The sequence below is a fragment of the Phenylobacterium sp. J367 genome, from assembly GCF_024699985.1.
In the GTDB taxonomy this organism is placed as follows: domain Bacteria; phylum Pseudomonadota; class Alphaproteobacteria; order Caulobacterales; family Caulobacteraceae; genus Phenylobacterium.
The window spans coordinates 1,917,550-1,937,524 of the sequence record NZ_JAJONA010000001.1; the positions used below are offsets into that span (position 1 = coordinate 1,917,550).

At 70.6% G+C, this 19,975-nt stretch carries 19 protein-coding genes, 1 tRNA gene and 4 pseudogenes; 18 read left to right on the forward strand and 6 right to left on the reverse strand.

The annotated features are described in order from the left end of the window. Nucleotides 1-114 precede the first annotated feature (114 nt). The 5 genes and pseudogenes from LRS04_RS10375 to LRS04_RS10395 all read left to right on the forward strand — a co-directional run bounded on the left by LRS04_RS10375 (nucleotide 115) and on the right by LRS04_RS10395 (nucleotide 4,928). Nucleotides 115-1,296 carry an aspartate aminotransferase family protein gene (locus LRS04_RS10375; RefSeq protein ID WP_257819069.1) on the forward strand — a complete coding sequence of 394 codons (1,182 nt, stop codon included), beginning with the start codon at nucleotides 115-117 and terminating at the stop codon, nucleotides 1,294-1,296. Then, nucleotides 1,293-2,228 (forward strand): ornithine carbamoyltransferase, encoded by a 936-nt coding sequence (argF, locus tag LRS04_RS10380; protein ID WP_257816297.1) that lies wholly within the window; start codon nucleotides 1,293-1,295, stop codon nucleotides 2,226-2,228. Before LRS04_RS10375 ends, argF begins: the two co-directional genes overlap by 4 nt. Nucleotides 2,229-2,295: 67 nt before the next feature. Beyond that, a complete protein-coding gene (locus LRS04_RS10385) occupies nucleotides 2,296-2,733 on the forward strand; it encodes a serine hydrolase (protein WP_257816298.1) in 438 nt (145 codons plus the stop codon). A gap of 62 nt (nucleotides 2,734-2,795) precedes the next feature. Further along, nucleotides 2,796-3,935: a serine hydrolase gene (locus LRS04_RS10390; RefSeq protein WP_257819070.1), complete on the forward strand. Its 1,140-nt coding sequence runs from the start codon at nucleotides 2,796-2,798 to the stop codon at nucleotides 3,933-3,935. Between the two features lie 74 nt (nucleotides 3,936-4,009). Next, nucleotides 4,010-4,928, forward strand: a pseudogene (locus LRS04_RS10395) (Hsp33 family molecular chaperone). 38 nt (nucleotides 4,929-4,966) lie between these two features. Here the strand turns inward: LRS04_RS10395 and LRS04_RS10400 are convergent. Both LRS04_RS10400 and metZ read right to left on the reverse strand, forming a co-directional pair. Continuing rightward, the gene (locus tag LRS04_RS10400) at nucleotides 4,967-5,176 is read right to left on the reverse strand and encodes a YciI family protein (protein ID WP_257816299.1); all 210 of its coding nucleotides are present in this window, start codon (nucleotides 5,174-5,176) and stop codon (nucleotides 4,967-4,969) included. A gap of 237 nt (nucleotides 5,177-5,413) precedes the next feature. Continuing rightward, the gene (gene metZ / locus LRS04_RS10405) at nucleotides 5,414-6,598 is read right to left on the reverse strand and encodes an O-succinylhomoserine sulfhydrylase (RefSeq protein WP_257816300.1); all 1,185 of its coding nucleotides are present in this window, start codon (nucleotides 6,596-6,598) and stop codon (nucleotides 5,414-5,416) included. Between the two features lie 126 nt (nucleotides 6,599-6,724). Between metZ and LRS04_RS10410 the strand changes: the two genes are divergently transcribed. From LRS04_RS10410 to LRS04_RS10430, 6 genes and pseudogenes are all read left to right on the forward strand, one after another. Next, nucleotides 6,725-7,747, forward strand: a complete 1,023-nt coding sequence (locus LRS04_RS10410) for a 2'-deoxycytidine 5'-triphosphate deaminase (protein WP_257816301.1) — start codon at nucleotides 6,725-6,727, stop codon at nucleotides 7,745-7,747. Nucleotides 7,748-7,788: 41 nt separating this feature from the next. Beyond that, nucleotides 7,789-8,505, forward strand: a pseudogene (locus LRS04_RS27845) (TraB/GumN family protein); the annotation flags it as partial. A gap of 97 nt (nucleotides 8,506-8,602) precedes the next feature. Further along, nucleotides 8,603-8,671: a hypothetical protein gene (locus LRS04_RS27850; protein ID WP_374577171.1), complete on the forward strand. Its 69-nt coding sequence runs from the start codon at nucleotides 8,603-8,605 to the stop codon at nucleotides 8,669-8,671. Between the two features lie 415 nt (nucleotides 8,672-9,086). Continuing rightward, a complete protein-coding gene (locus LRS04_RS10420) occupies nucleotides 9,087-9,368 on the forward strand; it encodes a hypothetical protein (RefSeq protein WP_257816303.1) in 282 nt (93 codons plus the stop codon). Between the two features lie 9 nt (nucleotides 9,369-9,377). After that, nucleotides 9,378-9,575, forward strand: coding sequence for a helix-turn-helix transcriptional regulator (locus LRS04_RS10425; RefSeq protein ID WP_257816304.1), 198 nt, complete (start codon nucleotides 9,378-9,380; stop codon nucleotides 9,573-9,575). A gap of 23 nt (nucleotides 9,576-9,598) precedes the next feature. After that, the gene (locus tag LRS04_RS10430; protein ID WP_257816305.1) at nucleotides 9,599-10,483 is read left to right on the forward strand and encodes a TraB/GumN family protein; all 885 of its coding nucleotides are present in this window, start codon (nucleotides 9,599-9,601) and stop codon (nucleotides 10,481-10,483) included. Between the two features lie 101 nt (nucleotides 10,484-10,584). On the opposite strand, the pseudogene LRS04_RS10435 reads toward LRS04_RS10430, so the two are convergent. Then, nucleotides 10,585-11,378, reverse strand: a pseudogene (locus LRS04_RS10435) (tryptophan 2,3-dioxygenase). Between the two features lie 79 nt (nucleotides 11,379-11,457). On the opposite strand from LRS04_RS10435, the gene gloA reads away from it, so the two are divergent. Then, nucleotides 11,458-11,973, forward strand: a complete 516-nt coding sequence (gene gloA / locus LRS04_RS10440) for a lactoylglutathione lyase (protein WP_257816306.1) — start codon at nucleotides 11,458-11,460, stop codon at nucleotides 11,971-11,973. A 63-nt stretch (nucleotides 11,974-12,036) separates the two neighbouring features. Beyond that, nucleotides 12,037-12,111 (forward strand) — tRNA-Gly (locus tag LRS04_RS10445). Nucleotides 12,112-12,165: 54 nt separating this feature from the next. Here the strand turns inward: LRS04_RS10445 and LRS04_RS10450 are convergent. Next, a complete protein-coding gene (locus tag LRS04_RS10450; protein ID WP_257816307.1) occupies nucleotides 12,166-14,256 on the reverse strand; it encodes a catalase in 2,091 nt (696 codons plus the stop codon). A 163-nt stretch (nucleotides 14,257-14,419) separates the two neighbouring features. Between LRS04_RS10450 and LRS04_RS10455 the strand changes: the two genes are divergently transcribed. The 5 genes and pseudogenes from LRS04_RS10455 (at nucleotide 14,420) to LRS04_RS10470 (ending at nucleotide 18,003) form a co-directional block, all read left to right on the forward strand. Further along, entirely contained in the window at nucleotides 14,420-14,830 is a 411-nt protein-coding gene (locus LRS04_RS10455) for a hypothetical protein (protein WP_257816308.1), read from the forward strand. After that, nucleotides 14,760-15,308: a class I SAM-dependent methyltransferase gene (locus LRS04_RS10460; protein ID WP_257816309.1), complete on the forward strand. Its 549-nt coding sequence runs from the start codon at nucleotides 14,760-14,762 to the stop codon at nucleotides 15,306-15,308. Before LRS04_RS10455 ends, LRS04_RS10460 begins: the two co-directional genes overlap by 71 nt. 4 nt (nucleotides 15,309-15,312) lie before the next feature. Further along, nucleotides 15,313-16,956 (forward strand): HAD-IA family hydrolase, encoded by a 1,644-nt coding sequence (locus tag LRS04_RS10465; RefSeq protein ID WP_257816310.1) that lies wholly within the window; start codon nucleotides 15,313-15,315, stop codon nucleotides 16,954-16,956. Nucleotides 16,957-17,021: 65 nt separating this feature from the next. Then, a pseudogene (locus LRS04_RS26785) lies at nucleotides 17,022-17,156 on the forward strand (N-acetylneuraminate synthase family protein); the annotation flags it as partial. Between the two features lie 109 nt (nucleotides 17,157-17,265). Then, on the forward strand, nucleotides 17,266-18,003 hold the full coding sequence (locus tag LRS04_RS10470) for an N-acetylneuraminate synthase family protein (RefSeq protein WP_308238114.1): 738 nt from the start codon (nucleotides 17,266-17,268) through the stop codon (nucleotides 18,001-18,003). Between the two features lie 126 nt (nucleotides 18,004-18,129). Here the strand turns inward: LRS04_RS10470 and LRS04_RS10475 are convergent, their stop codons facing one another. Beyond that, the gene (locus LRS04_RS10475) at nucleotides 18,130-18,825 is read right to left on the reverse strand and encodes a glycosyltransferase family protein (protein WP_257816311.1); all 696 of its coding nucleotides are present in this window, start codon (nucleotides 18,823-18,825) and stop codon (nucleotides 18,130-18,132) included. 39 nt (nucleotides 18,826-18,864) lie between these two features. Continuing rightward, entirely contained in the window at nucleotides 18,865-19,971 is a 1,107-nt protein-coding gene (locus tag LRS04_RS10480; protein WP_257816312.1) for a calcium-binding protein, read from the reverse strand. Nucleotides 19,972-19,975: the final 4 nt, after the last annotated feature.

Sequence of the window (19,975 nt, forward strand, 5' to 3'; positions counted from 1 at the left end):
GAAAACGCCAAGCCTTCCGGTCCCCGCCGCCACGCGACGGGGACACTTCCTTTTTGGAGGGCTGCCAAGGTGACCGACAACGCCACCACCCCCGCCGTTCCCAGCGACCACATCATGGGCGTCTACGCGCGCGCCCCGCTGGCGTTCGAGCGAGGCGAGGGCGTCCGACTGTTCACCACGGAGGGCGAGGCCTACCTCGACTGCATGGCCGGCATCGCGGTGACCGCGCTGGGCCACAGCCACCCGAAGCTGGTGCAGGCGCTGAAGGACCAGGGCGAGAAGCTCTGGCACACCTCCAACATCTTCAAGATCCCGCAGCAGGAGACGCTCGCCGCCCTCCTGACCGAGACGACCTTCGCCGACGTGGTGTTCTTCACCAACTCAGGCGCCGAGGCGATCGAGTGCGCGATCAAGACCGCCCGCAAGCACCACTGGGCGAACGGCCACCCGGAGAGGATCGACATCGTCGGCTTCGACGGCTCGTTCCACGGCCGGACGATCGCGGCGATCTTCGCGGCCAATAACCCGACCTATGTGGAAGGCTTCGGCCCACCGCCTCCGGGGTTCGTCGGCGCGAAGTTCGGCGACGTCGAGGGGCTGAAGAAGCTCGTCGGGCCGACCACCGCGGCCATCCTGCTGGAGCCCGTGCAGGGCGAGGGCGGGGCCCGGTCCTGGACCGAGGCCCAACTCAAGGAGATCCGCCAGCTCTGCGACGAGACCGGCACGCTCCTGATCTACGACGAGATCCAGTGCGGCCTCGGGCGGACGGGCAAGCTCTTCGCCTACGAGTGGGCGGACGGCGCGGCGAACCCGGACATCATGGCGGTGGCCAAGGCGCTGGGCGGCGGCTTCCCGGTCGGCGCGTGCCTGGCGACCATCGACGCGGCCAAGGGCATGACCCCCGGCTCCCACGGCTCCACCTACGGCGGCAACCCGCTGGCCATGGCCGTCGGCCTGGCCTCGGTGGAGGAACTCGTGAAGCCCGAGCTGATGGAGCACGTCCGCGAGGTCGCCGGCTACTTCACCCAGCAGCTCAGCGGCCTGAAGGACCGCTACCCGGACGTCGTCGTCGACATCCGCGGCAAGGGCCTGCTGATCGGGATCAAGCTCGCCACGCCGAACCGCGAGTTCATGCAGCACGCCCGCGACGAGAAGCTGCTCATCGCCGGCGGCGGGGACAACTGCGTGCGGCTGCTTCCGCCGCTGGTGATCTCCATCGAGGAAGCCTCCGAAGCCATCAGCAAGCTGGAGCGCGCCTGCGAGACGGCGCGGGCCAAGGCGAAGGCGGCGGCGTGACCCAGGTCCGGCACTTCCTCGACCTCTGGCGGCTCGACGGCGCGGAGCTGCGGGTCATCCTCGACGACGCCCGGGCGCGCAAGAAGGCCCGCCTCGGCTGGCCGAAGGGCAAGCCCGACGCCGACCGCCCGGCCGACGGCCGGACGCTGGCCATGATCTTCGAGAAGCACTCCACCCGGACCCGCTTCTCGTTCGACGCGGCCATGCGCCAGCTCGGCGGCGACGTGATCATCTCCAACGCGTCCGAGATGCAGCTCGGCCGCGGCGAGCCGATCGAGGACACCGCCCGCGTGCTCTCGCGGATGGTCGACGCGATCATGATCCGCGCCAACTACCACGAGGACGTGGAGCGCCTGGCGCTGGCGTCCACAGTGCCGGTGATCAACGGTCTGTCCGACAAGGGCCACCCCTGCCAGATCCTCGCCGACCTGCTCACCTTCGAGGAGCACTTCGGCAAGGTGGAGGGCAAGACGCTGGCCTGGGTCGGCGACGGCAACAATGTCTGTGCGAGCTTCATCCACGCGGCGCCGAAGCTGGGCTTCAGGCTGAACATCGCCAGCCCGGCCATCTATCACCCGGACCTGGTCGACCTGGCGCGCGCCCAGGAGCAGCAGGGCCGCGTCATGACCACCCACGACCCGCGCGAGGCGGTTCGCGGCGCCGACTGCGTGATCACCGACACCTGGGTCTCCATGGGCGACACCGACCATGACGAGCGCCTGGAGGCGCTGGAGCCTTACCAGGTCGACGAGAAGCTGATGGCGCTGGCCAATCCCAACGCCGGCTTCCTGCACTGCCTGCCTGCCCACCGCGGGGAGGAGGTGACGGACGAGGTGATCGACGGCCCGCGCAGCCTGATCTGGGACGAGGCGGAGAACCGCATCCACGCCCAGAAGTCGATCCTTGCCTGGTGCTTCGGCGCCATCGGCTGATCTTCTCCACATGACATCGCCCCCCGGCGCGCCCTTAGCTTGGCGCGTTGGGGGGGAGTTCGTCCGCATGAAGCCCATTTCCGCCGCCGGCGCCGTCCTGCTGGCCGCCAGCCCCGCGCTGGGCCAGACCGTCGCGCGCCCGGCCATCCAGCCGCCCGCGCCGGCCGAGGCGCGCCTCGACAGCATCTTCGCCATCTGGAACCGGCCCGACGCGCCGGGCTGCGCGCTCGGCGTCGCCCAGCAGGGCAGGGTTGTCATGACCCGCGCCTGGGGCGCGGCCGATCTCGAGCACGGGGTCCGCAACACGCCTGAGACGGTCTTCGAGAGCGGCTCGGTGGCCAAGCAGTTCACCGCCGCCGCCCTGCTCACCCTCGTCCAGGAGGGCAAGGCCGCGCTCACCGACGACGTGCGGACGTACATCCCGGAGATGCCGGACTACGGCGCGGTGATCACGCTGGAGCACCTGCTGAACCACACGAGCGGCCTGCGGGACTGGGGGAGGTAGCCCAGATCGGCGGCTGGCCCCGCACGTCCCGGGTCTACACCAACGACGAGGCCCTGCAGCTCATCGTCCGCCAGACGAAGCTGAACTACGAGCCGGGGGCGGAGTATGCCTACACCAACAGCGGCTACACCCTCGCCGCCGCGGTGGTGCAGCGGATCAGCGGCCAGTCGCTGGCCCAGTTCACCCAGGAACGGCTCTTCCGGCCGTTGGGCATGGGCAAGACCCAGTGGCGCGACGACTTCCGCCGCGTGGTCCGTGGCCGCGCCATCGCCTATCGCTGGACCGGCAAGGCCTGGGAGCAGGACATGCCGTTCGAGGACACCTACGGCCACGGCGCCCTGCTGACCACGGTGGGCGACCTGCTGGTCTGGAACGAGGCGCTGACGGCGGGCCGGCTCGGGCCGGTGGTCACCGCCGAGCTGCAGCGGCAATCGAAGCTCAACGACGGCCGGACCATCGCCTCCGCCCGCGGCCTCTTCGTCGACCGGCACTACAGCAACCTCGAGATCGCCCACGGTGGCGCGACCGCCGGCTACCGCACCTGGCTGGCGCGCTATCCGGAACGCGGGTTCTCGGTGGCTCTGCTCTGCAATGCCGCCGACGCCAGTTCCGGCGACCTGGGCCACAAGGTGGTGGACGCGTATCTCCCGCCGCCGCCGATCAATGCGCCTGAGCCGTCGAAGCCCGCCTCGGAGGCGCTGGAGGGTCGGGCAGGGGGCTACCTCGACGAGCGCACGGGCCTGGTTTCGACGCTCACCGTCCGCGACGGTTCCCTCGTCCTGCGCGGGCTGTCCCCGCTGACGCCGGTGGCGCCCGGCCGGTACAGCCTGGCCGGCGGGGAGGTGGTCTTCGCGCCTGACGGCGGCTTCGAGCGCCGCACCGCCGAGGGCGAGGCCCAGCGGTACCGGAAGATCGCCACCTGGTCCCCGACGCCCCAGGAGCTGAGCGCCGCGGCCGGCCGCTATGCGAGCGCCGAGGCGGACGCCACGCACATCCTAACACTGCGCGACGGCAAGCTGACGCTGACGCCGGAGGACCGGCCCAGCGCCGCCGTGGCCCTGACGCCCATCTACCAGGACGCCTTCCGGATCAGCGGGGCGGACACGGTGCGCCTGATCCGCGGCCAAGGCGGCCGGGTCGAGGGTCTGAGCTTCTGGGGCCCGCGCATCCGCGACCTCAGGTCGGTGCGGGTCTCCGACTGAACCCTGCGGCCAGTCGCCGCCTCGCCGAACGCCGTCCGCAGGAGGAAGCTCGACACACGGATTCCTCTACCTATATGGGGCCGATGCTTACTTCCCAGATTCCCGACGACCTGGTCGGCGCCTTCCAGATCGAGGGCGAGCCGGTGCGCGGCCGCGTGGCCCGCCTGGGCTCCTCGGTCGACGAGATCCTGCGTGCGCACGACTATCCCGAGCCGGTGGCGAACCTGCTGGGCGAGGCCTGCGCGCTCGCCGCCCTCGTGGGCTCCAACCTGAAGTTCGACGGCCGCCTGATCGTCGAGGCCCGCGGCGCGGGCCCGGTGCGCTATGTGGTCGCCGACTACGACACCTCCGGCGGCCTGCGCGGCTACTGCCGGTTCGACCCCTGACGAGGTGGCCGAGGCGTCCGCCGGCTTCGTGCGCCCGGGGGCCAAGAGCCTGCTGGGCGAGGGCGTCTTCCTGATGACCGTCGACCAGGGCCCGGACATGGACCGCTACCAGGGCGTCACCGCCATCGAGGGCGAGACCCTGGCGCTCTGCGCCGAGCAGTACTTCGCCCAGTCCGAGCAGACGCCGACCCGCGTGCGACTGGCCGTCGGCCAGTCCGACGTGGGCGAGGGCCTGAAGTGGCGCGCCGGCGGCGTGCTGATCCAGAACATCGCCGAGGACGACGCCCGGGGCCCCACCGAGGAGGCCTGGACCCGCACCCAGGCGCTGTTCGAGACGATCGGCGAGGACGAGCTGATCGACAGCCTGCTCTCGTCCAACCACCTGCTGTTCCGCCTCTTCCACGAGGACGGGGTGCGGGTATTCGGCTCCCAGCCGCTGCGCGCCTTCTGCCGGTGCTCGCAGGACCGGATCGAGACGGTGCTGAAGTCGTTCCCGCCCGAGGACCGCGAAGGCATGATCGAGGCCGACGGCAAGATCCACGTGACCTGCGAGTACTGCAGCCACGTCTACGCCGTGGAGCCCGCGACGCTCGACCAGGCGGCCTGACGCCGGTCGCTCCCCCTCCCGACGGGGAGGAACGGCGCCTACGGCCTCAACGGCTCCTTCGTCGCCATCACCGGCCGCCAGTTGCGGACCTCGGCCTTCATGATGCCGTCCCGGATGGCCGGGTCGGCGGCCAGCAGCGCCCGGGCCGCCGCCATGTCGGCCGCCTTGACGATCGCCATGCCGCCGCCCTCGGGGTCGGTGGTCGGGCCGGCGGCGACGACCACGCCCTCGCCGAACAGCCGGGTCATATAGGGCGCCGTGCGGCGCCAGGCCCTGCGCGGACATCGGCTGGCCGGTCTTCCAGGCCGGACCGGCGCTGTAGACGATCAGGTAGTAGGTCGGCGGCGGGGCCGGCGCGGGCGCGCCCTGCGCCAGGGCCGGTGCGGCGAGGAGCGTCCCCCAGGCCACGGCGGCGATGAGCCCAAGCTTGATCATGGCCGCACCGTAGCGCGGTGCGGCGTCGTTGAGAACGGCGTTCGGCGGCCTCAGGCCGCGTCCAGCGCCCGGGACACGTCACGCACCAGGTCGCCGGCGCCCTCCAGGCCGACGCTCATCCGCACCCACCCGTCGGTGAGGCCGATCTGCAGGCGCTCGGCCTCGGGCACCGAGCGGTGCGTGGTGGTGGCCGGATGGGTCGCCATCGACTTGGCGTCGCCCAGGTTGTTGGAGATGTCGACGATCTGCAGGGCGTCCAGGAAGCGCCAGGCGGCGGCCTGGGAGCCCAGGTCGAAGGCTAGGACGTTGCCGCCGCCGGTCATCTGGTTGGCGATGATGCCGGCCTGCGGATGGTCCGGCCGGCCGCAGTAGATCACCTTCCTCGCCTTGGCGTGCGCGCCGACCGCATCGGCCACGCGCGCGGCGTTCAGGCTCTGCTGGCGCACGCGCAGGTCCAGGGTCTCCAGGCCCTTCAGCAGCACCCAGGCGTTGAACGGCGAAAGCGCCGGGCCGGTGTGGCGCAGCAGGTCCTTGTAGGACTCGGTCATAAGTTGCTCGGCGCCGAGGATCGCCCCGCCCAGCACCCGGCCCTGGCCGTCGATGTGCTTGGTCGCCGAATAGACGACCACGTCGGCGCCCAGCGCCAAGGGCTTCTGGAAGATCGGGGTGGCGAAGACATTGTCCACGACGAGCCTGGCGCCGGCCGCGTGCGCGATCTCGGCCACGGCGCCGATGGCGGTGATCTCCAAAAGCGGGTTGGCCGGGCTCTCCACCAGGAACGCTTTGGTGTTGGGCCGGACGGCGTTCTTCCAGGCCTCCAGGTCGGTGGCGTCCACATAGGTCGCCTCGACGCCGAACCTGGGCAGCCATTCCGAGACGATCCAGCGGCAGGAGCCGAACAGGGCGCGGCCCGCCACCAGGTGGTCGCCGGCCTTCAAGAGGCCCATCAGCGCCATGTGCACCGCGCTCATGCCGGACGCGGTCGCCCGGCAGACGTCGGCGCCCTCGATCAGCGCCAGGCGTTCCTCGAAGATCTGCGTCGTGGGGTTGCCGAAGCGCTGGTAGATGAAGCCCGGGTCGTCGCCCGAGAACCGGCGGTCGGCGGCGCCGGCGCTGTCGTAGGCGAAGCTCTGGGTCAGGAAGAGGGCTTCGGAGATCTCGCCATAGGGCGTGCGGGCCATGCCGCCGCGGACGGCCCGGGTCGCCTCTTCCCAGTCGCGCGGATCTTCGGCCATGACGCTCTCTCCTTCGGCAGAGAGGGCGCTTGAACGTCGAAGCCGGCGCGCCGTCAACCTTGGCTTTGCTGAAGCGGCCTTCAGGTCTCTTGCAAGACCTCGTTCTGAGCTAAGGCTTCGCCGCCCATGAGCGAAATCCTCCGCCCGGGCATCCTGCCCTGCCAGTCCATCGACGCCCTGATCGAACAGGGCGCCATCTCAAGCGAAGACCGGTTCGACGCCGACCAGGTGCAGCCGGCCAGTCTCGACCTGCGCCTGGGCGCCCGCGTCTGGCGGGTCCGGGCCTCGTTCCTGCCGCGCCTCGGCCAGACGGTGGCCCAGCGGATCGCCGACGTGGCCATGCACGAGCTCGACCTCACCAAGGGCGCGGTGCTGGAGAAGGGCTGCGTCTACATCGCCGAGCTGCAGGAGCGGCTGGCCCTGCCGCCCGGCGTCTCGGCGCGCGCCAATCCGAAGAGCTCGACCGGCCGGGTGGACGTCTTCGTGCGCCTGCTCTCCGACGGGGGGCCGGCCTTCGACGACGTGACGGAAGGTTATCGCGGGCCGATCTACATCGAGATCGCGCCGCAGACCTTCTCGGTGCTGGTCCGGCGCGGGACCCGCCTCAACCAGCTCCGCCTGAAGCGCGGCGAGCCGCCGAGGCTCAGGACGGAAAGCGTCGGCGTCGACCTGACCGGCGAGGTGGCCGGCTTCCGCGGCCGCCGGCACGCCCCCGTGGTCGACCTCGACAACGTCGACGGCCACGATCCGCGCCTCTACTGGGAGCCGCTGATCCCGCAGAACGGCCAGCTCCTGCTCGATCCCGGCGAGTTCTACATCCTGGCCTCCAAGGAGGCCGTGGAGATCCCCGTGCTGGAGGCCGCCGAGATGACCCCGATCGACCCCTCGGTGGGCGAGTTCCGGGTGCACTACGCCGGCTTCTTCGATCCCGGCTTCGGCACCGACGAGGCGCACGGCAAGGGCAGCCGCGGGGTGCTGGAAGTGCGCAGCCACGAGACGCCGTTCATCCTCGAGGACGGCCAGACCGTGGCCCGCCTCGTCTATGAACCGCTCACGGAGAAGCCGACGCGCCTCTACGGTGACCTCGGGTCGCATTACCAGCGCCAGGGCCTCAAGCTATCCAAGCACTTCAGAGTGTGGGGCGAATAGCGCGGTCCTGAAGCCGCCGGCCCTTCGGACGGGGGGCGTCAGTGCGTTGGTTCCGCAAGGCAGTCCTGGCAGCAGCCGGCTTGGTCTCCGGGGTTTTGGTCGCGGGCGCCGCCAGCGCCGCCCCGGCGCTGTGGGTCGTCAAGGACGCCGATCCTGAGATCTACCTGTTCGGCACGCTCCACGCGCTCGACCCCGCGACCCGCTGGCGGACGCCGGCCTATGATGCGGCCCTGGCGCGGGCCGACACCGTCTGGTTCGAGGCCGACCTCGACACCGCCGATCCCCGCACCATCGCCAACATCCTCGACCGCTACGGGGTTGATCCGGCCCGGCCGCTGTCGGGCAAGCTCCCGCCCCGCGACCTGGCGGCGCTGAGCCGCCATGTGGACGTGGCGCGCATCGACCATCTCCGGCCCTGGGCCGCGGCCCTGATGCTCTCCATGCAGCCGATGCTCGGCCGGGGCGCGCGGGTCGAGGCCGGGGCCGACATGACCGTCACCCGCGCCGCGCGACAGACCTCCAAGACCATCCGCGCCTTCGAGACCCTGGAGGACCAGGCGCGGCTGTTCGCCGGCCTCTCCGAGCCCGCCGAGGTGGCCTACCTCACCGACGTCATCCGCCAGCGGTCGGAGGGCCCGAAGCTGACGCTCCGCCGCCGCGAGGGCGACCTGGAAAGGGCCTGGGCGGCGGGCGACCTGGCGACGCTGGGGCCCGCCCTGGTCGACGAGCTGCGCTCGGGCAACCCCGGTCTCTACGAGGCGCTGCTCAAGCGCCGGAACCTGCAATGGGCCGACCGGCTCGCGGACGAGATGTCGGGGGGCGGGCGTGGAACTGGTCAATGTGGGCGCCCTGCACATGGTCGGCGACGAGGGCCTGCCCGCCTTGCTGGCCGCCCGCGGCTACGACGTCACGCGCATCCAATAGCAAGCAGACCCGACATTCTGTCATGGACGCTTGACAGGCCCTTCGTGTCATGTTTCCTTGTCACCAAGACAAGGGAGCTTGCCATGCGGTCGCGCCGCCAAATCCTCTGGAGCCTCGTCCCGGCCTTCGCGGCCGTGGCGCTCGGTCTCTACGCCCTGGCCGGCGCGGCCCTGCTGTCGGGCGGCGACGCCCTGCAGGCCGTCCGTCTCCACGAGATCAATCTCGCCACCGTGCTCGGGACCGCCGCCGCCGGCGTCTCCGTCGCCGCCTTCCGCTAGAGGACGCCCACGATGATTTCCCCCGCGCCCGGAAGACCGCCCTGCCGCTGCTGGGCCTGACGCTCGCCGCCATCGGCGCGCTCGCGCTCCGCTACCTCTTCCCCGTCCCGCCGGTCGCGATGGTCGTGGTGAGCGGCGTGATCATCATAGGCGCCCTGGTGGTCTCGGTGGCGTGCTGGCGCGCCCTCGACGAGGTGGCCCGCGACGCCCACAAGACCGCCTGGTACTGGGGCGGCTCCTTCGGGATGCTCGCCGCCTTCATCGCCTTCGTCGCCGCCAAGAAGCTCGGCCTCGAGCCGCTGCTGGTCGCCGGCCGCGGCCCGCTCGATCTGATCGAGCTCGGCCTGATCGGCGTCATCATCGCCCAGCTCATCGGCTACCTGGTGGTCTGGGCCGGCTGGTGGTTCGTGCGGCGCTAGGGGGATCCGATGAAGAACCGCCTCAAGGTGCTGCGCGCCGAGCGCAACTGGAGCCAGGGCGACCTGGCCGAGCGGCTCGACGTCTCCCGCCAGAGCGTCAACGCCATCGAGACCGGCAAGTACGACCCCAGCCTGCCGCTCGCCTTCAAGATCGCCCGGGTGTTCGACCTGCCGATCGAAGCCATATTCGAGGACGGGGCCGCTTGAGGCGGCTCCCAGAGAGGATTTCCATGCTTTCGTCCCTGTACCGTGTTGTCCGCCGGCTGGCGGCCGCTGCGACCGCCGTCGCCCTGGTCGCCGCCAGCCCGGCCGCCGCCGAGCCCGCGCTCTGGACCATCCGCGACCACGACTCGACCATCTACCTGTTCGGCACGGTCCACGTGCTCCGGCCCGGCACCGAGTGGCGCTCGGCGAAGGTCGCCAAGGCCATGGCCGACAGCCGCGAGCTGACGATCGAGGTGCTGGACGCCGACAACGTCGCGGCCGCCCAGCCGCTGATCGCCAGGCTGGGCCTCGATCCGCAGCGGCCGCTCTCCGGCAAGCTGCCGGAGCCGGACCGGCCGAGGCTCGCCGCGGCCGCCAAGGCCATGGGCCTGCCCGAGGGCGCGCTGGAGCCCATGCGGCCGTGGCTCGCGGCCCTCACGCTCGCCGTCACCCCGATGATCCAGGCCGGCTACGACCCGAAGAGCGGCGTGGAGACCGTCCTGACCGCCGAGGCCAAGGCGGCCGGCAAGCCGATCACCGCCCTGGAGACGCTGGAACAGCAGCTCCGCTTCTTCGCCGACATGCCGAACGACGTGGAGGTCGACCTGCTGCGCGCCACGCTCGACGACGTGGCCGACGGCCCGGCCCAGCTCGACCGCATGGTCACCGCCTGGGCGGCCGGCGACCTGGTGAACCTGGAGAAGGAGTTCGTCGAGGAGACCCGCCGCGACTATCCGCACATGTACGCCACCGTCGTCGTCGGCCGGAACGAGGACTGGGCCCGCCAGCTCAAGGCGAAGCTCGAGGGCTCGGGCGTGTCCTTCGTCGCCGTCGGCGCGGGCCACCTGGTGGGCCCCGACAGCGTGCAGGCGCAGCTTGAGAAGCTGGGCGTGCGAGTGACGAGCCAGTGAAAGCCCTCCTCCCTTGCGGGGAGTGTCGGGTGGGGGGTGTCTGCTCCCGCGCCGGTGTCTCACCCCCCACCCCAACCCCCTCCCCGCAAGGGGGAGGGGCTCTAAAGTCGCGTCCGGAGGCTCCACAGCTCCGGAAACGCGCGGCGGGTAAGCGTCCTCGACAGGTATCCCACCCCGTCGGTGCCGCCGGTGCCGGGCCGGCCGCCGATGATCCGCTCGACGGTCAGCACATGCTTGTGCCGCCAGGTGAGCAGGGCGTCGTCCAGGTCCACCAGCTTCTCGGCGAGCTGGTAGAGCTCCCAGTAGCGCTTGGTGTCGCGATAGACCTCGAGCCAGGCGTCCTCCACGGCTTTCGAGGGTTCGTAGGGCTGGGCGACGTCGCGCTCCAGCACCTCGGGGGCAGCGCCAGGCCGTGGGTCGGCAGGTGACGGATGGCGAGGTCGTAGAGGCTGGGCGCCTCCAGCGCGGCCTTCAGGTCGGCCAGCACCGCCGGCCGCTCGGTGTGGAAGCGCAGGAAGCTCTCGTCCTTGAGGCCCAGCAGATATTCCAGCTCGCGGAACTGGTGCGACTGGAAGCCGGAGCTGGTCCCCAGGCTGCCGCGGAAGGAGAGGTAGTCGGCGGGCGTCATGGTCGCCAGCACGTCCCACGACAGCGTCATGATCGTCTGGATGCGCGAGACGCGGGCCAGCGCCTTGTAGGCCGGCTCCAGGTCGCCAGCGGCGACCAGCGCCTTGGCCAGCTTCACCTCGTGGATGATCTCCTTCAGCCACAGCTCCTTCGTCTGGTGGATGACGATGAACAGGAGCTCGTCGTGGCGGTCGGACTGCGGCGTCTGCGCGGCCAGCAGGGCGTCGAGGCCCAGGTAGCGCGCATAGGTCATGGGTTGTTCGGACATGGCGGCTCCATACGCTCAGCCGGCCTTGCGGGGAATGGCGCCCGGGCCTAGCAGAGACGCCCAGAGAGCGAGGATCCCCATGACCACGCGCGACCCGGCGACCGCCGGCTTCATCCTCAACCAGACCATGCTGCGGGTGAGGGACCCCGAGGCCTCCGTGGCCTTCTACCGCGACGTGCTGGGCATGACCCTGCTGCAGAAGCTGGACTTCCCGCCGATGAAGTTCTCGCTCTACTTCATGGCCTATCTCCAGCCGGGCGAGACCATCCCCGAGGACCCGGCGGAGCGCGGCCGCTTCATCTTCACCCGCGAGACGACCCTGGAGCTGACCCACAACTGGGGGACGGAGAGCGACCCGGACTTCAAGGGCTATCACTCCGGCAACAGCGAGCCCCGCGGCTTCGGCCACCTGGGCATCAGCGTCCCCGATGTGGCCGCCGCCTGCGAGCGCTTCGAGGCCATGGGCGTGCCGTTTCAGAAGCGACCCAACGACGGCGCCATGAAGGGCATCGCCTTCATCCTCGACCCCGACGGCTACTGGATCGAGATCCTCTCGCCGAACGGCATGGCCCCCGTGATCGCCGCGGCGGGGTGACGGCTTGAGGGAGAGGGCGCGCTCCGCTAAGGAACCTGCCTCGGGCCGTTCGACGGCTCGGATGCGGCCGTAGTTCAGAGGTAGAACGTCAGCTTCCCAAGCTGAATGTCGGGGGTTCGATTTCCCCCGGCCGCTCCAATTTCCCCCAGCAGACGCGGAACCGCCGGCGGGCCGGAGCCCGCCGGCGTCCGGTCATTTCGGCGCGACGGCGTCGAGGTCGGTCTTCAGCTCGCGCGCCCAGATGCGGCCGGCGCGGCAGGCGGCGATGAAGCCCTTCGGCCCCGCCGCCAGGTCCACATAGCCTTCGTCCTGGTCCTCGGGCGCGATGCCGGCCTTGGCGAGGAAGTCCGCGGCCTCGGCGGTGTGGCCGATCACCTTGCAGTGGGCGTGAGCGTCGTTGACGAAGTCCTTGGCGCACTTGTCGATGGCCAAGAGGGCCGCGCCCTTCTCCGACACGATGACGGCCACGGCGTCGTAGAGCACCGAGGGCCCGCCATCGATCTTCTGCATGGCCGGCTGCAGCACGCCGTTCGAGAGCGTGGCGCCGCCGACCTTGGGCGCGATGATCTCGTAGGCCGCGCCCTCCTTCTCGACGGCGGCGATGAGGCCGTTCAGCAGGTCGGCGTCGGCGCCGTCGGTGATCAGGATGCCCACCTTGCGGCCCCGGAAGTCGGCCGGAAGACGCTTCAGGATGCTGAGCGCGTCGGACGGCTCCAGGTCGGTGCGGACGGCCACGAAGGGCTTGGCGGCGGCCGGCTTCTTCGCCAGGCCCAGGCCGTCCGCCACCGTCTTCGCCAGGTCGCCGTCGATGTTGACCAGGTGGGAGACCAGCCTGGCCCGGATGTCCTCGCGCTCGACCTTGGACAGCTCGAAGACCAGGGCGTCGCCGATGTGCTTCTGCTCCACCGGGGTCTGGCTCAGGTAGAACTGCCGCGCCTGGCTGTAGTGGTCGGCGAAGCTCTCCGGACGGATCTGCCGCGTCGCGCCGGCGACCTCCTGCTCGAAGTGACGGTAGCCGCGCTCCGGGCTCTCGCGCGGACCGCCCCAGCTGTTCGGCTCGTAGTTCACCCGTCCGATCGGATTGCGCATGGCCATGTGGCCGTCCTGCTGGAAGTTCATCACCGGGCAGCCCCTGGGCTGGTTGATCGGGATGTGGGTGAAGTTGGGCGAGCCCAGCCGCTTCAGCTGGGTGTCCAGGTAGGAGAAGTTCCGGCCCTGCAGCAGCGGGTCGTTCGAGAAGCCGATGCCGGGGACCACGTTCTGGGTCAGGAAGGCCACCTGCTCGGTCTCGGCGAAGAAGTTGTCCACCGAGCGGTCCAGGACCAGCCGGCCGACGATCCGCACCGGCACGAGCTCCTCCGGGATGATCTTGGTCGGGTCGAGGACGTCGAAGTCGAAGGTGTCGGCGAAGGCCTCGTCGAAGAGCTGGACGCCCAGCTCCCATTCCGGCGGGTCGCCGGCGCCGATCGCGTCCCACAGGTCGCGGCGGTGGAAGTCCGGGTCGGCCCCGTTGATCTTCACGGCCTCGTTCCACATCACCGACTGGAGGCCGAGCTTCGGCTTCCAGTGGAACTTCACGAAGGTCGATTTCCCGTCCTTCGTCAGGAACCGGAAGGTGTGGACCCCGAAGCCTTCCATGAACCGGAAGGAGCGCGGGATGGCGCGGTCCGACATGACCCACATGATCATGTGCATGGATTCCGGCGTCAGGCTGATGAAGTCCCAGAAGTTGTCGTGCGCCGTCTGGGCCTGCGGGAAGCCGCGGTCCGGCTCCGGCTTGGCGGCGTGGACCAGGTCGGGGAACTTGATCGGGTCCTGGATGAAGAAGACCGGGATGTTGTTGCCGACGAGGTCCCAGTTGCCCTCCTTCGTGTAGAACTTCACCGCGAAGCCGCGCACGTCGCGGGCCAGGTCGAACGAGCCCCTTCGAGCCCGCCACCGTCGAGAAGCGCACGAACACCGGCGTCTTCTCCCCTTGCGCTGGAAGATGTCGGCGCTGGTCAGGTCGGCCAGGCTGTCGGTGGTCTCGAAGACGCCGTGCACGCCGAAGCCGCGGGCATGGACCACGCGCTCCGGGATCCGCTCGTGGTCGAAGTGGAAGATCTTCTCGCGGAAATGGAAGTCCTCGATCAGGGCCGGGCCGCGCAGGCCGGCGCGCAGCGTGTTCTGGTCGTCGGCGACGGGCGTCCCCTGCTGGGTGGTGAGGACCTGATCGTCCTGGGCCGTCTGGTGAGTCTCGCCGCCCGCGCCTGGATTGCGCGCGCGATAGGTTTCGTCGCTCATTGAAGCATCCCTCCTGCTAGACATGGAGAGCGGGTGGGGAGGGCGAGGGTTCAGAGCTGCGCCGATGAATCTTTTCGATCCGCGCCCGCGAGACCGTCCAAGCCCCGGCGGTTCGGAAACATGGTTAGCGCCGCGTTTACCGGATCGGCCGAGAACGCTGGCCATGGACATCTCGGCGATGCGGCTGGTGGAGAGGCCCGAGGGGCACCTGGAGCTGGAGCCCCGGCCGACCCCGGACGAGCTCTCCGCCTACTACCGCGACAAGTATTACGGCAGCCGTGACGGGCGCACGCCCTACGCCTTCGGCTACACGCCCGAGGAACTCGAACATAAGCTCCTCCAGCCCGCCGAGGCCGAGCACGTCTGGGGCCGGCCGCCGGGCCGCCTGCTGGAGGTCGGCGTCGGCGAGGGCTTCACCCTCGACTACTTCCTGAAGCGCGGCTGGCGGGCGACGGGGCTCGACTTCACCGACGACGGGGTGCGCGAGTTTCACCCCCCACCTGGTGGGCGCCCTGACCACCGGCGACGCCTTCCGGCTTCTCGACGAGGCGATCGCGGCCGGCGAGACCTATGACCTGATCGTCTGCAACAACGTGCTGGAGCACGTGCTCGACCCCATGGGCCTGCTGGACCGGCTGCGCGCCATCGTGGCGCCCGAGGGGCTGCTCAGGATCGCCGTGCCCAACGACGGCTCCTGGCTTCAGGCCGAGATCGTCGCGCGGGGTTTCGGGGCGCCGGAGTTCTGGCTGGCCCCGCCCGACCACCTCAACTACTTCAACACCGACACCCTGCCCCGCGCGCTCGCGGCCCATGGGTGGGAGGTCACCGAGCACCTCGGGGAATACCCCATCGACACCTTCCTGCTGAACCCGGCCACCAACTACCTGCAGGAGAAGGCGAGGGGACGGGACTGCCACTTCACCCGCATCGCCTTCGAGATGGGCCTCTGGAAGGCCAAGGGCCTCGACGGCGTCATCGCCTACCGCCGGGGCTGCGCCGCCGCGGGGATCGGGCGCAACCAGACGGCCTACGCCCGGCCGGCCGCGCGATAGGCCGGTGAACGTCCTCATTCTCAGCGCGGCGGCCAAGGTCCTGCTGGTCCGGGCCTTCCGCGAGGCGGCCGGGGCCTGCGGCGGCCGGGTGATCGCCGCGGACGTCACGCCTGACAACGCCGCCCTGTTCGAAGCCGACGAGCCGCTGATCCTGCCGCGGAGCGACGCGCCGGACTTCCCGGAAGCGGTCGTGGCCGCCTGTCACGCCCACAGCGTCCGCCTGGTGGTCCCGACCCGCGACGCGGAGCTCGAGACACTTGCCCTGCTGAAGCCCCGCCTCGCCGACCACGAGGTGACGGTCCTGGTCGCCTCGCCGGAGGCCATCGCCATCTGCCGGGACAAGCGCCGCTTCGCCGCCTTCTGCGCCGCCCAGGGCCTGGAGACGCCGCGCGCCTATGCGCCGGGCGAGGCGCCCGACCGCTATCCGGTGTTCGTTCGCCCGGTGTCAGGCGCGGGCGGGGCCCAGGCCCGGCGCATCGACCGGGCCGAGGACTTGCCCGACGATCCCGGCCTGCTGGTCCAGGTCTTCGACGCCGCGCCGGAGTTCACCATCGACGTGCTGCTCGATCTCGAGGGCCGCCCGCTCCAGGCGGTGGCGCGCCAGCGCCTGTCGATCCGCGCGGGGGAGGCGGTGAAGTCGCGGGTGGTGGCGGCGCCGGAGCTGACCAATCCGGCCATGCGGCTCTGCGCGGCGCTCGGCCTGGTCGGCCACAATGTGGTGCAGGCGTTCTGGGAGCCGGGCGCCCCCGCCGCGGTTCATCGAGATCAACCCCCGGTTCGGCGGCGCCTCGAACCTCTCGATCCAGGCGGGCCTGGCCTCGCCCGAGCGGATCCTGATGATGCTGACCGGCTCGCAGAAGGCGGCGACCCCGCGGCCGATCCGCTATGGCCTCACCATGCTGCGCTATGCCGAGGACCGGATCGTCACCGCCGCGGAACTGGCCGAGCTCGACGCCCGATCCGGGTCATGACCCGCGCCCTGCTGCTCGACATGGACGACACGCTCTACGAGGAGCGGTCCTACGTCCTCTCCGGCTTCCGCGCGGTGGCCGAAGAGATCCACGCCCACTTCCCGCATGCCGACGCGGACGCCGTCTTCGCGCACCTGGCCGAGACGCTGGAGAGCCAGGGCCGGGGCAAGCTGTTCGACGGCGCGCTGCTCGCCTTCCGCATCGAGGCGACGCCGGAGCTGGTGGAGCGGCTCGTCGCCGCCTACCGCCATCACACGCCGGACGTCGCGCTGTGGCCCGGCGTCGCCGACACCCTGGCCGAGCTGCGCAAGTCCTGGAAGCTCGCCATCGTCACCGACGGGCTGCACGCCATGCAGGCCCGCAAGGCCGAGGCGCTGGGCTTGGCCGACCTCGTCGACACGGTGGTGTTCTGCTGGGAGCACGAGGCGCCGAAGCCCGATCCGCAGGGGTTCCGCCTGGCGCTGAAACGCCTCGGCGCCGAGGCCGCCGACGCCGTCGTGGTGGGCGACAACCCGCTGCACGACATCGCCGCCGCCCGGGCCATCGGGGCGAGGTCCGTGCGGGTCCGCACCGGCCGTTTCGCCGCACTCGACGCCCCGCGCTGGCGGGCGGATGCTGAGGCGGCTTCCTTCGCAGACGTGCCGGACGCGCTCGCCCGGCTGGGGTTCGACCGATGAGCAAGACCGTCACCATCGCCGGCCGTCCGATCGGCGCCGACCATCCGCCCTATGTGGTCGCCGAGATGTCGGGCAACCACAACGGCGACATCGGCCGGGCGCTGGCCCTCATCGACGCCGCCAAGGCCGCCGGCGCCCACGCCGTGAAGCTCCAGACCTACACCGCCGACACCATCACCATCGACCACGACGGTCCGGAGTTCCGCGTCCATGGCGGCCTTTGGGACGGCCGGCGTCTGTATGAGCTCTACCAGGAGGCCCACACCCCCCTGGGACTGGCATCCGAGGCTGTTCGAACATGCGGCGAAGGTGGGGATCACGATCTTCTCCTCGCCCTTCGATCCGACCGCCGTCGCCTTCCTGGACGAGTTGGGCGCGCCGGCCTTCAAGATCGCCAGCTTCGAGCTGATCGACCTGCCGCTGATCGAGCTCTGCGCGAAGACCGGCAAGCCGCTGATCATGTCCACGGGCCTCGCGTCGCCGCAGGAGATCACCGAAGCCATCGCCGCGGCCCGGGCGGCCGGTGGGGACCAGATCATCCTGCTCCACTGCACCAGCGGCTATCCGACGCCCGCCTCGCAGATGAACCTGCGGACCTTGCAGCACCTCGCCGCCCAGCACGACGTCGTCGTCGGCCTCTCGGACCACACCCTGGGCGTCGCCGTTTCCATCGCCTCGGTGGCGCTCGGCGCCGCCTTCATCGAGAAGCACTTCTGCCTGAGCCGGGCCGACGGCGGGGTGGACTCCGAGTTCTCCCTGGAGCCCGCCGAGCTCGCCCGCCTGGTGGAGGACAGCCGCACCGCCTGGGAGGCGCTGGGGAGCGTGCAGTACGACGAGGCCGCCTGCGAGGCCTCCAGCCGCGACCACCGCCGCTCGCTGTACGTCACCGCCGACGTGGCGGCCGGCGAGGCGCTCACCTCCGCCAACGTCCGCTCGATCCGCCCCGGCTTCGGCCTGCCGCCGAAACACCTGCCGGAGGTGCTGGGCCGCAGGGCGTCCCGCGCGCTGAAGCGCGGCGCGCCGCTGGACTGGTCGATGGTGGAGTAGGGCCCTCTCCCTACCCTCTCCCTCTCGGGCTCCGCCCGGGGGAGAGGAGGTGATTCGTCGGCCTCGCAGCCCCACTCCTCTCCCCCGCGAAGCGGAGAGGGAGAGGGTAGGGAGAGGGCCTGAGGTCTACGCCTCCCGCTCGTACCTCTGGAACGGCAGCGCCCTAACGTCGGCGCTCGTGAACCGCGGATTGGCCGGATAGAGCGCGTCATAGACCCTGGCCACGAAGGCGTAGTCGTCCGGCGTGTCGACGGTCCAGCGCAACGCGCTCTCGTCCACGCCTTGCGTCAGCGCCGCCACCGTGAAGCGGGAGCCTTCCTTGTAGAGGTAGGGCGTCACGTGCTCGCGGTCGTAGAGATCCCGCGCCTCGCGGCCGGCGGCCAGCAGGGCGTCCAGGGTGAAGACTTCCATGTCCAGGCCCCGCGGCCAGGTCGGGATCCGTCCGTTGGAGACGTAGTCGACCTCCAGCCGCTCGCGGAGGCGGACCCCCGCATCGATCACCCCGGGATCGGTCAGGGGGCAGTCGGCGGTCAGCCGGACCACGTCGCCCTGGATGTCCAGCGCCTCGACGCAGGCCACGTAGCGGCCGAGCACGTCGGCCAGCGGGCCCCGGAAGACTTCGACGCCAAGGGTCTGGAGATGCGCCGCCAGCGGGTCGTCCGAGGCTTCGACGCTGGTCGCCACGATCAGCCGGGTAAGCGTCTCGCAGCGCCGCAGCCGCTCGATCTGGCGCTCGACCATCGGCCGGCCCGCCAGCGGCATCATCACCTTGCCGGGCAGGCGCGACGAACTCATCCGCGCCTGCAGGATCGCCACGGCCATCGAAACCCCCTCCGATGGCCAAGGTCTAGAGCGCGTCGGTCAGACGATCCAGTCGGAGCCGAACGACGACAGGGAGACATTGACCAGGGTGAGCTGGGCGCCGCTGTCGAGGGTCAGGACCACGTCGGCGCCGATCTGGGCCACGGCATAGCCGCCGTCCATCACATCGACCCGGTCGCCGGCGGCGTAGTGGAAGTCGAGGATGCGGTCGGACCCGGCCTCGGCGAAGAAGTGGAAGGTGTCGGCGCCCGCGCCGCCGATCAGCACGTCGTTGCCGCGGTCGCCGGACAGCCAGTCGTCGCCGTCGCCGCCCTGGACGAAGTCGTCGCCCTGGCCGCCGCGGACAATGTCGTTCCCCGCCCCGCCGGCGGCGGTATCGTCGCCCATGTTGCCCAGCACCACGTCGTGGCCGTCGTCGCCGGCAAGGACGTCGGCGCCCCGGCCGCCCACGACCCAGTCGTCGCCGCCGCCGCCGGAGATCGTGTCGTCGCCGGCGTTGCCGTGCAGGTCGTCGAAGGCGCCGCCGCCGGAGATCCAGTCGCGGCCGTCGCCGCCGTGCAGGATGTCGGTCGCGTCCGAACCGATCAGAACATCGTCGCCCGACGTCGGCCCGGCGGGGGATTGGACACTGGTGGACGAAGACCACGGCGTGTCGTAGCCGGCGAACTTCGAGACATATTGCGACACCGGCGTGCCGTAGGGATCGCGGGTGTCGATGGCGCCGCCGGAGGTCAGGAAGTCCTTCAGGTTCCAGACGCCGACCAGGTGCGCGCCTGCGATCAGGCCCGACATGGTCACTTGGCTGCCGGCCACCCAGTCGCCGATGTACTTGACGATATCGAGCGCGATCAGGTCGGCGTGGACGTTCTCGAACCAGGCCTGCTGCGCCGCGTCCTGAGCGGCGGGAGAGGCCAGGAAGCTCGCCTTGTCATAGACGCCGTAGCTCGCCGCCTTCGCGGTCCAGCGGCCGATGAAGTCGATCTCGCCGGTGCCGTCATGGCCCTCGTAGAAGCCGATCGCCTTCAGCGCCTCCTCGCCGAACTGGAAGCGGCCCAGATAGCCGACGCTCGAGACGAAGGCGTAGTTGTTGCCGGACTCGTTCTGTCCGAGTGCGCGCAGCAGGTCGCCGTAGTTTCCGGTGCTCATCCCC